The sequence below is a fragment of the Streptomyces sp. NPDC058751 genome, from assembly GCF_042746485.1.
GTDB lineage: Bacteria > Actinomycetota > Actinomycetes > Streptomycetales > Streptomycetaceae > Streptomyces.
Genome location: NZ_JBHYPZ010000012.1, coordinates 118,117 through 134,825, shown reverse-complemented (window position 1 = coordinate 134,825; position 16,709 = coordinate 118,117). Strand labels below are relative to the sequence as shown.

17 protein-coding genes are annotated in these 16,709 nt (G+C 72.0%); 7 read left to right on the top strand and 10 right to left on the bottom strand.

Features of this window, described 5'->3' with window-relative positions; genetic code table 11:
• Positions 1-73 precede the first annotated feature (73 nt).
• The gene (locus ACFW6B_RS14245) at positions 74-667 is read left to right on the top strand and encodes a TetR/AcrR family transcriptional regulator (RefSeq protein ID WP_037628516.1); all 594 of its coding nucleotides are present in this window, start codon (positions 74-76) and stop codon (positions 665-667) included.
• Between the two features lie 73 nt (positions 668-740).
• Here ACFW6B_RS14245 and ACFW6B_RS14240 read toward each other — a convergent pair whose 3' ends face one another.
• The 6 genes from ACFW6B_RS14240 to ACFW6B_RS14215 form a co-directional block, all read right to left on the bottom strand.
• Positions 741-1,955, bottom strand: coding sequence for an acyl-CoA dehydrogenase family protein (locus ACFW6B_RS14240; RefSeq protein WP_386595555.1), 1,215 nt, complete (start codon positions 1,953-1,955; stop codon positions 741-743).
• 6 nt (positions 1,956-1,961) lie between these two features.
• On the bottom strand, positions 1,962-2,984 hold the full coding sequence (locus tag ACFW6B_RS14235) for a phosphotransferase family protein (RefSeq protein ID WP_386595553.1): 1,023 nt from the start codon (positions 2,982-2,984) through the stop codon (positions 1,962-1,964).
• 136 nt (positions 2,985-3,120) lie between these two features.
• A complete protein-coding gene (locus tag ACFW6B_RS14230; RefSeq protein WP_386595551.1) occupies positions 3,121-3,450 on the bottom strand; it encodes a DUF202 domain-containing protein in 330 nt (109 codons plus the stop codon).
• Positions 3,447-3,839, bottom strand: coding sequence for a YidH family protein (locus ACFW6B_RS14225; RefSeq protein ID WP_386595549.1), 393 nt, complete (start codon positions 3,837-3,839; stop codon positions 3,447-3,449). The genes ACFW6B_RS14230 and ACFW6B_RS14225 overlap by 4 nt, the downstream gene beginning before the upstream one ends.
• Positions 3,840-3,984: 145 nt before the next feature.
• On the bottom strand, positions 3,985-4,500 hold the full coding sequence (locus ACFW6B_RS14220) for an NUDIX hydrolase (RefSeq protein WP_386595547.1): 516 nt from the start codon (positions 4,498-4,500) through the stop codon (positions 3,985-3,987).
• Between the two features lie 80 nt (positions 4,501-4,580).
• Positions 4,581-5,474, bottom strand: coding sequence for a DMT family transporter (locus ACFW6B_RS14215; protein ID WP_386595545.1), 894 nt, complete (start codon positions 5,472-5,474; stop codon positions 4,581-4,583).
• A 299-nt stretch (positions 5,475-5,773) separates the two neighbouring features.
• Between ACFW6B_RS14215 and ACFW6B_RS14210 the strand changes: the two genes are divergently transcribed.
• From ACFW6B_RS14210 to ACFW6B_RS14190, 5 genes are all read left to right on the top strand, one after another.
• Positions 5,774-7,429 (top strand): FAD-binding dehydrogenase, encoded by a 1,656-nt coding sequence (locus tag ACFW6B_RS14210; RefSeq protein ID WP_386595543.1) that lies wholly within the window; start codon positions 5,774-5,776, stop codon positions 7,427-7,429.
• Between the two features lie 271 nt (positions 7,430-7,700).
• Positions 7,701-8,651, top strand: coding sequence for a hypothetical protein (locus ACFW6B_RS14205; protein WP_386595541.1), 951 nt, complete (start codon positions 7,701-7,703; stop codon positions 8,649-8,651).
• A 40-nt stretch (positions 8,652-8,691) separates the two neighbouring features.
• Entirely contained in the window at positions 8,692-10,257 is a 1,566-nt protein-coding gene (locus ACFW6B_RS14200) for an APC family permease (RefSeq protein ID WP_386595539.1), read from the top strand.
• A gap of 123 nt (positions 10,258-10,380) precedes the next feature.
• Entirely contained in the window at positions 10,381-11,160 is a 780-nt protein-coding gene (locus ACFW6B_RS14195; protein ID WP_386595537.1) for a molybdopterin-dependent oxidoreductase, read from the top strand.
• Complete coding sequence (locus ACFW6B_RS14190) at positions 11,144-11,779, top strand: cytochrome b/b6 domain-containing protein (protein WP_386595536.1); 636 nt, start codon at positions 11,144-11,146, stop codon at positions 11,777-11,779. Before ACFW6B_RS14195 ends, ACFW6B_RS14190 begins: the two co-directional genes overlap by 17 nt.
• A gap of 96 nt (positions 11,780-11,875) precedes the next feature.
• Here the strand turns inward: ACFW6B_RS14190 and ACFW6B_RS14185 are convergent, their stop codons facing one another.
• The gene (locus ACFW6B_RS14185) at positions 11,876-13,273 is read right to left on the bottom strand and encodes a gluconate:H+ symporter (protein WP_386595534.1); all 1,398 of its coding nucleotides are present in this window, start codon (positions 13,271-13,273) and stop codon (positions 11,876-11,878) included.
• Positions 13,274-13,493: 220 nt separating this feature from the next.
• Positions 13,494-14,021, bottom strand: coding sequence for a gluconokinase (locus ACFW6B_RS14180; protein ID WP_386595677.1), 528 nt, complete (start codon positions 14,019-14,021; stop codon positions 13,494-13,496).
• Positions 14,022-14,152: 131 nt separating this feature from the next.
• Here ACFW6B_RS14180 and ACFW6B_RS14175 point away from each other — a divergent pair, with 131 nt between their 5' ends.
• Positions 14,153-14,854 carry a FadR/GntR family transcriptional regulator gene (locus ACFW6B_RS14175; RefSeq protein WP_386595532.1) on the top strand — a complete coding sequence of 234 codons (702 nt, stop codon included), beginning with the start codon at positions 14,153-14,155 and terminating at the stop codon, positions 14,852-14,854.
• 35 nt (positions 14,855-14,889) lie between these two features.
• On the opposite strand, the gene ACFW6B_RS14170 is transcribed toward ACFW6B_RS14175, so the two are convergent.
• Both ACFW6B_RS14170 and ACFW6B_RS14165 read right to left on the bottom strand, forming a co-directional pair.
• Positions 14,890-15,264, bottom strand: coding sequence for a YchJ family protein (locus tag ACFW6B_RS14170; protein WP_386595530.1), 375 nt, complete (start codon positions 15,262-15,264; stop codon positions 14,890-14,892).
• Positions 15,265-15,268: 4 nt separating this feature from the next.
• The gene (locus tag ACFW6B_RS14165) at positions 15,269-16,663 is read right to left on the bottom strand and encodes a M1 family metallopeptidase (RefSeq protein ID WP_386595528.1); all 1,395 of its coding nucleotides are present in this window, start codon (positions 16,661-16,663) and stop codon (positions 15,269-15,271) included.
• Between the last annotated feature and the right edge of the window lie 46 nt (positions 16,664-16,709).

Sequence of the window (16,709 nt, the reverse complement as noted above, 5' to 3'; positions counted from 1 at the left end):
CTCCAGGACTCCCGCGGACTACGGACGCGGACGACGGACATCGATGTGAACGCACGGAAGGCAGGTGGCGGCAGTGCCCAGGACGACGGACGGTGACGGCACGCCCGTCCCGCAGCGGCTGCTCGCCGCCGCCACCCGGCTCTTCGCCGAGCAGGGCTACGACCGCACCTCGGTGCAGGAGATCGTCGAGGCGGCGGGCGTCACCAAGGGCGCGCTCTACCACTACTTCGGCTCCAAGGACGACCTCCTGCACGAGGTCTACGCCCGTGTGCTGCGGCTCCAGCAGGAGCGGCTGGACGCGTTCGCGGACGCGGACGCGCCGGTCGAGGAGCGGCTGCGGCGAGCGGCGGCCGACGTGGTCGTCACCACCATCGACAACCTCGACGACGCCTCGATCTTCTTCCGGTCGATGCACCACCTCGGGCCCGAGAAGCTCAAGCAGGTGCGTTCCGAGCGGCGCCGCTACCACGAACGGTTCCGCGCCCTGGTCGAGGAGGGCCAGAAGAAGGGCGTCTTCTCCACGGCCACTCCCGCGGACCTGGTCGTCGACTACCACTTCGGCTCGGTCCACCACCTGTCCACGTGGTACCGCCCCGACGGCCCCCTGGCCCCCCAGCAGGTCGCCGACCACCTGGCCGACCTGCTGCTGCGCGCACTGCGCCCGTAGCGGACCGTCGCACGCACGGTGATGCGGCCCCACCTCCTGGTGGGGCCGCATCACCGTGCCGGCACGTTCCCGGTCACACGTACTTCTTGATCTCCCGGTGGGCCAGCGACCGCTGGTGGACCTCGTCGGGACCGTCGGCGAGCTTCAGCGTCCGCGCGGAGGCCCACAGCTCGGCCAGCGGGAAGTCCTGGCTGACACCCCCCGCCCCGTGCAGCTGGACGGCCTTGTCCAGGATGTCCACGACCGCGCGCGGAGTCGCGATCTTGATGGCCTGGATCTCCGTGTGGGCGCCCTTGTTGCCCACCGTGTCCATCATCCAGGCGGTCTTCAGGACCAGCAGACGCAGCTGCTCGACGGTGACCCGGGCGTCGGCGATCCAGTTCTGCACGACACCCTGCTGGGCCAGCGGCTTGCCGAACGCCGTACGCGACACCGCCCGGCGGCACATCAGCTCGATGGCCCGCTCGGCCATGCCGATCAGCCGCATGCAGTGGTGGATCCGGCCCGGCCCGAGCCGCGCCTGCGCGATGGCGAAACCGCCGCCCTCCTCACCGATCAGGTTGCCCGCCGGGACCCGGACGCGGTCGAAGACGACCTCCGCGTGCCCGCCGTGGGAGTGGTCCTCGTACCCGTACACCTGCATGGCGCGCCGGACCTCGACACCCGGGGCGTCGCGCGGGACCAGGATCATCGACTGCTGGCGGCGGATGTCCGCGCCGTCCGGGTCCGTCTTGCCCATCACGATGAAGATCTTGCAGTCGGGGTTCATCGCCCCGGAGATGTACCACTTGCGGCCGGTGATGACGTAGTCGTCGCCGTCCCGCTCGATCAGCGTGGTGATGTTGGTGGCGTCGGAGGAGGCGACCTCGGGCTCCGTCATCGCGAACGCGGAGCGGATCTCCCCGGCGAGCAGCGGCTCCAGCCACTGCTTGCGCTGGCCCTCGTCACCGAACTGGGCTAGCACCTCCATGTTCCCGGTGTCCGGGGCGGCGCAGTTCAGCGCGGTGGGCGCCAGGTGCGGGCTGCGGCCGGTGATCTCGGCGAGCGGCGCGTACTGGAGGTTGGTCAGCCCGGCACCGTACTCGGAGTCCGGCAGGAAGAGGTTCCACAGGCCCTGCCTGCGTGCCTCGGCCTTCAGTTCGCCGACCACGGCGGGCGTGTCCCACGGCGAGGCCAGCAGCGCGCGCTGCTCCTCCGCGACGGCCTCCGCCGGATAGACGTGCTCGTCCATGAAGGCGAGCAGCTTCCCGCGCAGCTCTTCGGTGCGCGCGTCGAATGCGAAGTCCATGGCGTGTCAGCCTTCCTGGAGGGTGGTCAGGCCGTGCTCGATGAAGACGGGGACCAGCTCGCCGATGCGGTCGAAGCCCGCGCCGACCGTCTGGCCCTTGGTGTAGCGGTAGTGGATGCCCTCCAGGATCACGGCGAGCTTGAACCAGGCGAAGGCCGTGTACCAGGAGACCGCGGAGACGTCGCGCCCCGAGCGCGCGGCGTACCGCTCGACGATCTCGCTCGCCGGCGGATGTCCCGCGGCCGAGGCGGTCGTGCTGATGGGGGAGTTCGGCAGCTCCAGGGGCGTGCTGTACATGACGAGCAGCCCGAGGTCGGTGAGCGGGTCGCCGAGGGTGGACATCTCCCAGTCCAGGATCGCCCTGATCCGGTCGTCGGGCCCGATCAGGACGTTGTCGAGGCGGTAGTCGCCGTGCACGACGGTGGGCGCGGGGGAAGCGGGCAGTTCGCGGCCCAGGGCGGCGTGCAGTTCGTCGATGCCGGTGAGCTCGCGGTTGCGGGAGGCGTCCAGCTGCTTGCCCCAGCGCCGCAGCTGCCGGTCGAGGAAGCCCTCGGGGCGGCCGAAGTCGGCGAGACCGACCGCGGCGGGGTCCACCGCGTGCAGTTCGACCAGGGTGTCCACCAGGGCGAGCACGGCGTCGCGGGTGCGCTGCGGGCCGAGCGGCGCGAGCTGGTCCGCGGTGCGGTACGGGGTGCCCTCCACGAACTCCATGACGTAGAACGGGGCGCCGAGCACGAAGTCGTCCTCGCACAGCAGCACGGGGTCCGGGACCGGCACGGCCGTCGGGTGCAGCGCGCTGATCACCCGGTGCTCGCGCTTCATGTCGTGCGCCGTGGCCAGCACGTGGCCCAGCGGGGGCCGCCGCACGACCCAGCGGGAGGTGCCGTCGGAGACCGCGTAGGTGAGGTTCGACCGTCCGCCCTCGATCAGCCGGCCGGTCAGGGGGCCGGTCACCAGGCCGGGCCGCTCACGGTCGAGCAGGCCGCGCAGCCGGTCGAGATCGAGACCTGGCGGGTGGTCCGGGCTCATCTGTTGCTCCTCCGCACACGGGAAACGGGACACGACCATGATGCCGACCAGTCGGTATGTCGTCCAGCCGCTGAGCCGAACGTGATCGGTGTCTCGCCCGGGGAGCACCCTCGCGGGGAGCCGCCACGGACAGGACCTAGAACACCAGCACCACCGCGAACACGGCCAGCGCCACCGTGCACAGGGCCGCCGCCGTCGCGTGCCGGGGCGCGAGCGCGGCCGGACCCGTGGGCCCCGCGGCCGCCAGCGTCCGGATGCGGTGGTGGGCGAGGGCCAGGAACGCCAGCCAGAGCACGCAGCAGAACGCGAACGCCAGGATCCCGGCGGCCGAGCCCCGCTCCTGCGGGGCCGCCTTCGCGGCGAGCACGGCGACGACGGTGCAGGACAGGGTCGTACGGCGCCAGGCCAGCCGTGTGCGCTCCGGCTGGAGGCCCGGATCGCGTTCCTCCCCGTGGGGGGTGGTCATCCCGCCCAGCCGGCGAGGACGACGACGACCATCGCGACCGCGACGACCGCGACGACGATGCTCAGCAGCGCCGGGAAGCGCGACACCGGCAGGTCCTCGCCGCGCCGCATCGCCCGCTCGCAGCGCACCCAGTGATTGACGGCCCGCAGCGCGCAGAGCACGCCCGCCGCCAGCAGTGCCAGGGCGAGGCCCGCCCGCCAGGCCCAGCGCAGGTCCGGCAGGAACTGGTCCACGGCGAAGCCGCCGCCGATGAGCGCGAGCGCGGTGCGCAGCCAGGCCAGGAAGGTCCGCTCGTTGGCCAGTGAGAACCGGTAGTCCGGGGTCCCGCCCTCGTGCCGGATCTCCTGCGGCGCGAACCACAGCCGGACGTTGCGCACGAGTTCGATCACGTCCAGGACCCTACCGGGGAGTCCCGTACGAGGCTCCTCCGGTGCCGCTCCGACCGCGTCCGGAGGTGCCTTCCCGGCGGCGTCCGGCCGGGGGCCGGAGGGATCGGCCCGGCGCCCGGAAGGGATCAGGCCGTCGCCCGGAGGATCAGTCCATCGCCCGGTAGTCCGTGAGCCGCTCGTAGGCGGCCAGCCCGTCCGGCACCCACGTCCACTCCTCCAGTCGGCGCTCCACCTCGTCGTCGGTCAGGAAGTCGTGCCAGGCGACCTCTTCCACCTGCGGGTTCACCGGAAGCTCGCAGCGGACCTCGTACACGGCCGACCACCAGCTCGCGCCGGCCCCGTCGTCGTACAGGAACTTGAACAGGAGGGTCGGGCGGGGGAGCCCGGAGACGCCGAGCTCCTCCTCGGCCTCGCGCAGCGCCGCGTCGTCGTAGGACTCGCCGGCGCCCACGACCCCGCCCACGAACATGTCGTAGAACGAGGGGAACACCAGCTTGGTGGGGGTGCGCCGGTGGACGAAGAGCCGGCCCCGGGCGTCCCGCGCCTCGATGAACACGCACCGGTGACGCAGCCCGCGCGCGTACGCCTCCCCGCGCGGGGACTGCCCGATGATCTCGTCGTTCTCGTCCACGATGTCGAGGATCTCGTCAGCGGAGCTCATGGGATCCATCCAAGCAGCTCCCGGCCCCGCGCAGGGGCGCTCACGGCCGTCCGAGTGGTGCGGGGGGTGCCGGGGGCCGCTCAGTGCGGCTGGAGGTCCCGGGAGTGCTCCCGCTCCGCCGTGCCCGAGGGCATCGCCGGGTGCATGCCCAGCAGGACGATCCCCGTCACGATGCCCGCCAGCCCCGCGGCCTGCCAGGCGAGGGCGCCCGCGTCCGTGCGGAGCTGGTCCCCGAGGAAGCCCACCCCGCAGGCGATGCCCGCCAGCGGCTGGGCGGCGGTGAGGGCGGGCAGCGACATCCGCAGCGGTGCGGTCTCGAAGGCGCTCTGGACGAGGACCAGCCCGGTCACCCCGAGGGCGAGCACCGCGTAGGGCTGCCAGCCGGTGAGCAGTTCGGCCATCCCGCCGGCGCTGAACCGCTGGCCGCTGACCCGGGTGAGCGCGTCCTGCAGCCCGTACAGCAGGCCGGCGGCGGTGGCGAGCAGCACGGGTCCGGCGCTCAGCCGGGACCGTTTCGCGCAGGCGGTGAGCAGCACGGCGAGCCCGACCACGATCCCGATGATCAGCCAGTGCCGCAGCGGGTCGTCGACGGCCTCGCCGCCCTGGGGCTGCCCGGCGATGATGAAGGCCGAGACACCGCCCGCGAGCAGCAGCAGCCCGGCCCAGCCCTGCCGGCCCAGCGGCTGTTTCGTCTGGTGGCGGGAGAGCGCGAGCGCGAAGAGCAGGTTGGTGGCGAGGAGTGGCTCCACCAGCGAGACCTCGCCGTTGCCGAGGGCGATCGCCCCGAGGGCCATGCCGCACACCATGAGCCCGATGCCGCCCAGCCAGCGGGGGACCCGGATGAGGTCGAGCAGGATGCGGGGGGAGAGGAAGTCGCTCAGCGGGGCGTGCGAGGCGGCGTTCTGCTGGAGCACGAACCCGAAGCCGAGGCAGCAGGCCGCGCTCAGGGCGAGGACCAGAACCAGTACCGACACGCTGGGTACCTCGATGCGTCAGAAGCCGGGGCGGGCCAGTGTTGCGTATCCCGCCGACTGTAGTGCCAGGGTCCGCGCGCCCGCCCCCGGAACAACCGGAACCAGGCGGTTGACTCGGTCACCTTTCGTGCCGAAGGATTCGGACCGATCAGTAACAAGTGCTGGTCGGCCGCACGGCCGCCCACCACCAATGTCTCACCAACCAGCGACGCCGCCGATCGGATCGTGACAGACGTCATCAGGCCGTCCCAGTGACGCCGGTCCGATCGGGCCCGTCGGAATGCCGAGAGGACGGGCCCATGGCCTACGACGCAGATGTGATCGTCATCGGAGCGGGCCTCGCGGGCCTCGCGGCGACCGCGGAGCTCGTCGACGCCGGCCGCAAGGTGATCCTCGTCGACCAGGAGCCCGAGCAGTCGATCGGCGGCCAGGCCCACTGGTCCTTCGGCGGGCTCTTCTTCGTCGACTCGCCCGAGCAGCGCCGCATGCGGATCAAGGACACGCACGAGCTGGCCCTCCAGGACTGGATGGGCACGGCCGCCTTCGACCGGCCCGAGGACCACTGGCCGCGCCAGTGGGCCGAGGCGTACGTCGACTTCGCGGCCGGCGAGAAGCGGTCCTGGCTGCACGCGCAGGGCGTGCGCTTCTTCCCGGTGGTCGGCTGGGCCGAGCGCGGCGGCTACGACGCCAACGGGCACGGCAACTCGGTGCCGCGCTTCCACATCACCTGGGGGACCGGGCCCGGCCTCGTCGCGCCCTTCGAGCGCCGGGTGCGGGAGGGCGTCGCCCGCGGACTGGTCGAGCTGCGCTTCCGGCACCGGGTCACCGGTCTGTCCCGCAGCGCGGGCTCCGTCGACACCGTCACCGGGGAGGTGCTGGAGCCGTCCGGCGTCGAGCGCGGCCAGGCCAGCAGCCGTACGGTCACCGGTGCCTTCGAGCTCAGGGCCCAGGCCGTGATCGTCACCTCCGGCGGCATCGGCGGCAACCACGACCTCGTGCGGGCCAACTGGCCCGAACGCCTCGGCACCCCGCCCGAGCGGATGATCTCCGGTGTCCCCGCGCACGTCGACGGAGCCATGCTCGGGATCACGGAGGAGGCCGGCGCCCGCCTCATCAACCGCGACCGCATGTGGCACTACACCGAGGGCATCCAGAACTGGAACCCCATCTGGGACAAGCACGGCATCCGCATCCTGCCGGGCCCCTCCTCCCTCTGGCTGGACGCGCGCGGCAACCGGCTGCCGGTACCGCTCTTCCCGGGCTTCGACACGCTCGGCACCCTCGAACACATCATGAAGACGGGCTACGACTACACCTGGTTCGTGCTCGACCAGAAGATCATCGGCAAGGAGTTCGCGCTCTCCGGTTCCGAGCAGAACCCCGACCTGACCGGCAAGTCGATCCGGGGCGTCCTCGGCCGGGCCCGCGCGGACGTGCCCGGACCGGTCAAGGCGTTCATGGACAACGGCGTCGACTTCGTCGTCGAGAAGGACCTCGGCGCGCTGGTGCGCGGGATGAACGCGCTCACCGAGAAGCCGCTCATCGACGAGGCGGCGCTGCGCCGCGAGATCGTCGCCCGCGACCGGGAGATCGCCAACCCCTTCACCAAGGACCTCCAGGTCATGTCGATCCGCGGGGCCCGCAACTACCTCGGCGACAAGCTGATCCGCACGGCGCCCCCGCACCGCATCCTCGACCCCGCGGCCGGCCCGCTGATCGCGGTGCGGCTCAACATCCTCACCCGCAAGACCCTCGGCGGGCTGGAGACGGACCTCTCCTCGCGGGTGCTGACCGAGGGCGGCGACCCGCTGGAAGGCGTGTACGCCGCCGGTGAGGCCGCCGGGTTCGGCGGCGGCGGGGTCCATGGATACCGGGCGCTGGAGGGCACCTTCCTCGGCGGCTGCCTCTTCTCCGGCCGCGCGGCGGGCCGGGCGGCGGCCGGGGCGGTGAGCTGAGCACGCCCGCCCTTCACGTCGTCCGCCCCGGGCGGCCGTTGTCATCAGGACAGCGGAGGCCGCCCGGGGCGCGTCGGCATGGCGGCCGGCCGAATCGGGTGTGCGGCACGCCTGTTCAGGACTCCGTGCGGAGCTGTTCAAGCAACTGTGGTGTACACAGAGCAAGTTGACACGTGTAGTGGCGTGGCCCGAGCTTGACGTGAAGCCGTGGCTCCGGGTTTGCTGTGGGTGATCACACTTTGACGAACCGCGCCTGTGAGGTTGAGCAGCGGTGTCACCACCCCCACCTCCTCTGGGCCGCGGCCGCAAGCGCGCGTCCCGGACCTTCGACGCCGCTCTCGACGACGCCGAACTCGTGACCGCACGTACCGCGTTGAACCAGGGGCGGTGGACCGAGGTCCGGGCGCTGCTCGCCGCCACCGGTGACGACTGGGACCGCCGGGGGCACCGCGTCACCGTCCTCGCGCAGGAGCCCGCGACGCTCGCCTGGGCCCGCGACTGGCAGCTCGCCGAACCGGAATCCGCCGACGCCGCCGTACTCATCGGCTGCGCCGCCGTGGAACGCGCCCTGCACGGCAAGGAACGCCCGGACGGCGCCCGCGAGTCCTGCCGCCGGGCGGCGGTCCTCGCCCCCGACGACCCCACTCCCTGGCTCGGACTCCTCCTGCTGGAGCGCTCGCTCGGAGCCGAGGACGAGGTGGTCCGGCTCTTCGACGAGGTGCGCCACCGGCACGCCGTCCATCACCACGCGCACCACCTGATGGTCGCCCGGCTCGCCGAGCGCCGCGCCGACGCGGGCCAGGACCCGCTGCACGAGGTGTACGACTTCGCCAACTGGTCGGCCGAACAGGCGCCCGCCGACTCGCCGCTCGCGATCCTTCCGGTCGTCGCGCACGCCGAGCGCTTCCGGGCGCTCGCCGCGGCCGGCGGCGAGTCCGCGGACCCGGTGGCCTCCGGGCACTGGGCCGGGCGCCGGGCCCGCCAGGTGATGAAGGCCGCCTTCGACTGGTGGCTGGAGCGGGGGCACGGCGACCACCCGCGCCGCCTCGTCGACCTCAACTTCCTCGCCCACGCCAAGATCTGCGAGGGCCGGGACGGCGAGGCGGCCGCCCTCTTCCTGCGGATCGCGGAGCACCCGACCGCGGCCCCGTGGTCGTACCCGGACCGCGACGGGTACCAAGCCTTCCGTGCCGCGCGCGACCGCGTGCTCGGCACGGTGTGAACGCCCCCGAAGACCCGACATCCGAAAGGACGACCCCGCGATGACGACGGGCAGTTCGAGCACGGCGAGTACGTCGAGCACGGGAAGACCGGACGCCGACGGCGCCGGCATCAGCACGTTCAAGGGGCAGGACCGGGCCCTGCGCGCCGGCCGGCTGGGCACGGCGGGTCTGCTGCTGTCCGTCCTGGCGGCGACCGCCCCGCTCATGGTGGTAGCGGGTGTCATGCCCACTACATTCGCGGTGATGGGCATCGTCGGGCAACCGCTGCTCTTCGTCATCCTCGGCGTCGTCCTCGTGCTCTTCAGCATCGGGTACGCCGAGATGAGCCGGCACGTCCACAACGCGGGCGCCTTCTACGCGTACATCTCGCGCGGACTCGGCGGCACCCCCGGAGCGGGCGCCGCCGCGGTCGCCCTCGTCGCCTACAGCGCGCTCCAGGTCGGCATCTACGGCCTCTTCGGCTTCGAGGTCTCCGGACTGTTCGCCACCTACCTCGACATCGAGGTCGCCTGGTGGATACCGGCGCTGGCCGCCGTGCTCGTGGTGGGCACGCTCGCCTGGCTGAAGATCGACGTCAACGCCTGGGTGCTCGGCGTCCTGCTGGTCATCGAGGTGACGCTCGTCGTCGTCTTCGACGTCGCCGCCGTCGGCGATCCCGCGGGGCCGGGCCTGTCGCTGCACGCCTTCGACCCCGACACCCTCACCGGGGCGGGCGTCGGCACCGCGCTGTGCTTCTGCATCGCCGCCTTCACCGGCTTCGAACAGGCCCCGGTCTACGCCGAGGAGACCAGCCGCCCGCACATCCTCGTGCCCCGCGTGATGTTCCTCGCGATCGGTTTCGTCGCCGTCTTCTTCGCGGTCAGCTCCTGGGCGCTCACCGTCGCCACCGGACCCTCCGCGATCGTGGGCACCGCCCAGAAGCAGAGCGCGGGTCTGCTGTTCTTCCTCACCGAGTCCCGCCTCGGCACCACGTTCACCGACGTCCTGCACGTGCTCTTCGTGACCGGCATGTTCGCGGCACTGCTCAGCTTCCACAACGTCGTCGCGCGGTACGCCTTCGCCATGGGCCGCGAGGGCCTGCTGCCCGCCGCCTTCGGCCGCACCTCCCGGAGCAGCGGAGCCCCCGGGACCGGCTCGCTCCTGCACACCGTCGTCTCCCTGGTCGTGGTCGGCGGCTTCGCCCTGTCCGACGACAAGCCGGCCGGAGACCCGACCGCGCCCGTCCTCCGGCTCTTCACCTGGGCCGGCAACGTCGGAGCGCTCGGCGTCACCCTCCTGATGGCCGCCGCCTCGCTCTCGGTCATCGTGTTCTTCGTGCGCCGCGGCGCGGCCCGCGCCCAGTCCTGGCGTCTGGTCACCTCCGCGCTCGCGGGCCTCGCCCTGCTCGTCATCGCGGTCTACACGGTCAAGGACTTCGACGTCCTCGTCGGTTCGGGCCCCGACTCCGCCCTGAACGTGCTGCTGCCCGCCGTCATCGCGGTCGCGCTGGCCGCCGGACTCGTCCAGGGACTGCTGCTGCGCTCCCGCAAGCCCGAGGCGCACGCGCGGATCGGCCTCGGCAACGAGGCGTTCCAGTTGGACAAGGCGGCCGAGTCCGCCTCCTGAGGAGGCCCCGCCGTCCTGTCGGACGCCGACGGTCCCCGACCGTGGGTGAGAAGAGATGACGGAACGCTGACGAGCACCCGCCACCCCTGGCCTTCCGGGGGGCGCGGGTGCTCGAATCAAGGGGTGGACACTGAACGGCCCGGCGAGCACGACGAACATGACGAGCACGGGGAACACGACGAGTACGAGGCGTCCGGCGAGCACGGCAGGCCCGTCGGCCGCCGGGTCCTGCTCGGCACCCTCGGACTCGGCGCCCTCGGCGTCCTGACCGCGCCCACGCTCCAGCGCGCGACGGAGGCGTTCCTCGCCGGCGCCTCCCAGAAGGACCCCACCGGCCTGACCGGACTGCTGCCCAACGGCGGCGGATTCCGCTACTACTCGGTGACCGCCTCCGTCCCCCGCAAGAACGAGAAGAACTACCGCCTCACGGTCGACGGCCTGGTCGACCGTCCCACCGACTACACCCTCGCCGACCTGCGCGCCCTGCCCCAGACCCGTCTGGTGCGCGACGTCCAGTGCGTCACCGGCTGGCGGGTGCCGAGCACCCCCTTCGAGGGCGTACGCCTCTCGCACCTCCTCGACGCCGCCGGAGTGCGCCACTCGGCCGGGGCCGTCCGGTTCACCTGCTTCGACGGGGCGTACACGGAGAGCCTGACCCTGCGCCAGGCCTACCGCGCGGACGTCCTGGTGGCCCTGCGCATGCAGGACAAGCCCGTCAGCCACAGCCACGGCGGCCCCGCCCGTCTCTACGTGGCCCCCATGTACTTCTACAAATCCGCCAAGTGGCTCTCCGGCATCACCGTCACCGAGGACGTCCGTCCCGGGTACTGGGAGAAGCGGGGATACGACGTCGACGCCTGGGTCGGCCGGTCGAACGGACGCGACGATGAACCCACGAGCTGACGCGTCCCCGGCCGTGGCCGCGCACTCCTCCCGCGTACGGCGTTTCACCCGCGCCGAGCGCTGGGTGCACCGGGTCACCGCCGCGCTCATGGGCGTGTGCGTGGCCACCGCGGCCTGCCTCTACGTCCCGCAGTTCGCCGAACTCGTCGGCCGCCGCGAACTCGTCGTCCGGGTCCACGAGTGGGCCGGTCTGATGCTGCCGGTCCCGGTCCTCGCGGGCCTCGCCTCCCGGGCCTTCCGCCGGGACCTGGGCTTCCTGAACCGCTTCGGCCCGCACGACCGGGTGTGGCTGCGGGCGGTACTGCGCCGCGACAAGGACCCCGGGTCCCGCCCGGCGGGCAAGTTCAACGCCGGACAGAAGATCTACGCCGCCTGGATCGCGGGGGCGACGCTGGTGATGCTCGGCACCGGTCTGCTGATGTGGTTCACCCACCTCGCCCCGCTGGTGTGGCGCACCTCGGCGACCTTCGTCCACGACTGGCTGGCCCTCACGGTCGGGATCGTCCTCGCGGGGCACATCGGCATGGCGCTGGGCGACCCGGAGGCCAGGCGGGGCCTGCGCACGGGATCGGTGAGCCGCCCGTGGGCCGACCGCGAACATCCGCTGTGGCGGCCGTGAGCACCCGCCGGCACGGCGAACGGTCCGCCGGGGAGAACCGAGTGCGGTTCTCCCCGGCGGACCGGCTTTCTGGACGACGGCCGGCGGACCGGCCCTCTAGATGACGAGGGACAGCAGCAGCACCAGTCCTCCGGCCACCACCGAGATGATCGTCTCCATGACGGACCAGGTCTTGACGGTCTGGCCGACACTCAGGCCGAAGTACTCCTTCACCAGCCAGAAACCGGCGTCGTTGACATGGCTGAAGAAGAGCGAGCCCGCGCCGATCGCGAGGACGAGCAGCGACGCGTGGGTGGTCGACATGTCGGCCGCGAGGGGCGCGACCAGACCGGCCGCCGAGATGGTGGCGACGGTCGCCGAACCGGTCGCGAGCCGGATCGCCACCGCGATCAGCCAGGCCAGCAGCAGCGCGGGGATCGACCAGTCCTCGGAGATCTCCAGGATCATCCGGCCCACACCGGAGTCGATCAGCGTCTGCTTGAAGCCGCCGCCCGCGCCGACGATGAGCAGGATGCCGGCGATGGGCGCGAGGGAGGTCTCGACGGTCGTGGCGATGCGCTCCTTGGTGAAGCCCGCCGCCCGGCCCAGCGTGAACATGCCCACGATCACGGCCGCGAGCAGCGCGATCAGCGGCGCTCCGACGACGTCGAAGACGCGCTGCGTCATGTCCGTGGGGTCGTCGACGACGATGTCCACCAGGGCCTTGGCCAGCATCAGGAACACCGGCAGCAGCACGGTCGCGAGGGTCGCGCCGAAGCTCGGACGCTTCTCCAGGTCCTCCGAGGCGCGCGCCGGGACCATGCGGTCGGGGGCCTGGACGTCCACCCAGCGGGCCGCGTACCGCGAGAACACCGGACCGGCGATGATCACCGTCGGGACGGCGACCAGGATTCCGAGGGCGAGGGTGACGCCCAGGTTCGCCTGGACCGCGTCGATCGCGACCAGCGGACCGGGGTGCGGCGGAACCAGACCGTGCATCACCGACAGGCCCGCGAGTGCCGGGATCCCGATGCGCATCAGCGAGTAGTTGCCGCGCTTGGCGACCATCAGCACCACCGGGATCAGCAGCACGATGCCGACCTCGAAGAACAGCGGCAGACCGACGACCGAGGCGATCAGCACCATCGCCCACGGCATGGCGCGCCCGCCCGCCCTGGCGAGGATCGTGTCGACGATCTGGTCGGCGCCGCCCGAGTCGGCGAGCAGTTTGCCGAGGATCGCGCCGAGGGCGATCAGGACGCCGACGCCGGCCACGGTCGTGCCGAGGCCGGTGGTGAAGCTGACGATGGCCTTGTCGAGCGGGGCGCCGGCGAACGCCCCGAGGGCCAGCGAGCCGATGGTCAGGGCCAGAAAGGCGTGCAGCCTGAACCTGGTGATGAGCAGGACGATGACGGCGATGCCCGCCAGCACGGCTATGCCCAGTCGAGCGTGGCCCGCCGAGGTGATCGGTTCGACGGTGTCCGCTGCCAGCATCTCGACACTGAGTCTGGTCACGGTTGTTCCCTTGCTTGAGAGAAGGACGCGGGGAGGGTGGGTGCGGGGGGAGCGCCTTCCGTCCGGAAGGGCGCGGGAGAGGCGCCTTCCGGACGGAAGACACGGATGGTGCGGGTGAACAGGTGATGCGGGTGGTGTGCCGGGGCACGACGGGACAGCCGCTGCCACTGCGGGGGGACAGCGTTGTCACGAAAGGGCGTGGTGGTACGGCGGTACGCCGTTACCGCCGGGGCGGTTCGAGAGCGCCGAGCGCGGCCACGGCCCGCTCGGTGATCCCGGCGGGATCACCGGACACGTCCACCTCGACGCCCGCCTCGTCCGCCGCCAGCGGCTGGAGCGTGGCGAACTGCGAGTCCAGCAGCGCCGTGGGCATGAAGTGCCCCGTGCGGTGCGACATCCGGTCCTCGATGAGCTCGCGGTCGCCGGTCAGATGCACGAAGACGATCCCGGGCGCGGCGGCGCGCAGCCGGTCCCGGTAGACGCGCTTGAGCGCCGAGCTGCTGACCACACCGCCGAGCCCGGCCCGGTCGTGCGCCCAGTGCCCGATGGCGTCCAGCCACGGCCACCGGTCGTCGTCCGTCAGCGGCGTCCCGGCCGTCATCTTGGCGATGTTGGCCTGCGGGTGGAAGTCGTCGCCCTCGGCGTACGGCACGCCGAGCCGGGCCGCGAGCAACGGGCCGACGGTGGTCTTCCCGGTGCCCGCGACGCCCATGACCACGACGACACGGGGGGTGGGACTGTGCTGCATCGCGTTCTCGCCGTCTGTCGTCGACATCTGATGTCGACGACACTGAAGCGCATTAGGTACGACGAATTCAAGACCCCGTGACATATAAGTCTGACTTTTTGTTCGTGACCTCGGCCTCGTACCCTGACCCCATGACCACACGGGGCCGGGGGCTGCACGGACACGTACTGGAAACCCTCGGGCCGGCGATCACCGCGGGCGAGTACCCGCCGGGCAGCGTGCTGCGCACCGACGAACTCGCCCAGAGCTTCGAGGTGTCCCGCTCCGTGATGCGCGAGGCGGTCCGGGTGCTCGAGTCCATGTACCTGGTCGAGTCCCGCCGCCGCGTGGGCGTGACGGTCCGCCCCAAGTCCGAGTGGAACGTCTACGACCCCCAGGTCATCCGCTGGCGGCTGGCCGGCGCCGACCGCCCCCACCAGCTCCGTTCCCTCACCGTCCTGCGCTCGGCGATCGAGCCCGTCGCCGCGGGCCTTGCCGCACGGCACGCCACCGCGGAGCAGTGCGCGGAGCTCACCGAGTGCGCGCTCGGCATGGTCGCCACCTCACGCGGGCACCAGCTGGAGGGGTACCTCGTCCACGACGTCGCCTTCCACCGGGTGATCCTCAAGGCGTCCGGCAACGAGATGTTCGCCCGCCTCGGAGACGTCGTCGCGGAGGTCCTGTCCGGCCGCACCCACCACGACGTCATGTTCGAGGACCCCGACCCCGCCGCCGTCACCCTGCACGTCCAGCTCGCCGAGGCCGTCCGCGAGGGCGACGCCCCGCGCGCCGAACGGCTCACCCGGGAGATCACCGCCGGCGCGCTCCAGGAACTGGACGTCCTCGCCCCCTGACGGCCCGCCCCGGGGCCGGGTCCGCACCCCGGCCGTCAGTCCAGGAACTCCCCGTCCACGTACACCCAGGCCCCGTCCACCCGCTCGAACCGGCTCCGCTCGTGCAGCGAACCGCCCCGCCAGGAGGCCCGGAAGGTCACGGTCCCCGTGGTGTGGAACGCCGAGCCCTGACCCGTGTCCAGGATCTCCAGACCGGTCCACCGCATCCCCGGGTCGAACTCCACCCGGGCAGGCCGCGTCCGCGGATGCCAGGTCCGCAGCAGGTACCCCTCGTCCTCCTTCACGAAGGCGCAGTAACGCGAACGCATCAACGCCTCGGCACTCGGCGCCGAGGCCTCGCCGCGATGGAAGCGCCCGCAGCAGAGCGCGTACGGTCCGGAGAGCCCACAAGGGCAGGAACGGCTGGTCATCACGTCATTCTCCCCGGACCCGGGCCGGGTCCGCGTGCGCGGGCGGGTGAGCGGGCCGGGCCGGCGGCTGCACGGCGGCCTCCGGCAGCGGCGGCAGCGCCGTCTCGTACAGCCACGCCGTGAGGAGCTCGTCCAGCGGCTCGGCCGCGTAGCGCGAGACGTGCGAGGTGAAGACCGACGTGGTGACCGTGCCGCCACGGTGCAGAGTCGCCCAGCCGCGCAGCATCCGGAAGAACGCCTCGTCGCCCAGCGCGCACCGGATCGCGTGCACCGCCAGCCCGCCGCGCTGGTAGAGCCGGTCGTCGAACATCAGCTTGCGGCCCGGGTCCGCCAGCAGCAGGTCCTGCGGCAGCGCCGCCAGCTTCCGGTGCGCCACGGCGGCCAGCTGACGCGCCGGGCGCCCGCCCGAACGCTCCGACCACAGCCACTCGGCGTACTTCGCGAGCCCCTCGTTCAGCCAGATGTGCCGCCAGTCCGCGATGGTCACACTGTTGCCGAACCACTGGTGCGCCAGCTCGTGCGCGATCAGCCGCTCCGAACCCCGCGCCCCGTCCACGTGATTGGCGCCGAACAGCGACAGACCCTGCGCCTCGACCGGGACGTCGAGCTCCTCCTCGGTCACCACCACCGCGTACTCGCCGAACGGATACGGCCCGAAGAGGTCCTGGAACAGCTCCATCATCGCGGGCTGCCGCGCGAAGTCCCGGGAGAACTCGGGCAGGAACTGCGCGGGCAGATGCCCGGACTGCGGTACGCCCGCGAGACCCGGATCGCCCAGCAGCACCGTCTGGTACTTCCCGATCGACAGGCCCACCAGATAACTGGACGTCGGCGCGGGCTGCTCGTACACCCAGGTCGTCGTCGACGCCCTGGCCGTCCGCGTCAGCAGCCGGCCGCCGGCCACCACCGAGTACGCCGACGGCGTGGTGACCGAGATCTGGTACGCGGCCTTGTCGGCCGGCCGGTCGTTGCACGGATACCAGGACGGCGAACCGACGGGCTGGCTCGCCACCAGCGCCCCGTCCTCCAGTTCCTCCCAGCCGATCCCGCCCCAGGGACTGGCGACCGGCTTCGGGTTGCCCGACCAGTGCACCTCGACGGTGAACGCGGCGCCGGCCCGCACCGGCTTCGGCGGACGTATCCGCAGCCTGCCGCCCCGGTGCGTGTAGTGCGGAGCCTTGCCGTCGACACGGACCCGGCCGATCCGGAAGTCGGCGAGGTTGAGCTGGAACTCGGACAGCGCGGAACGGCCCGCTATGGCGTTGATCCGCGCGGTGCCGGACAGCCGGTTCGGGGCGGGGCGGTAGTCCAGCGCGAGTTCGTACCGGTGCACCCGGTAACGGGGATCTCCGTTGGCCGGGAAATAAGGGTCCGGTCCCGCTGTCTGCTGAACGCTCACTGCTGCGACTGCTCCCTGCCCTGTGCCCGACTCCGCCGTACCGCCC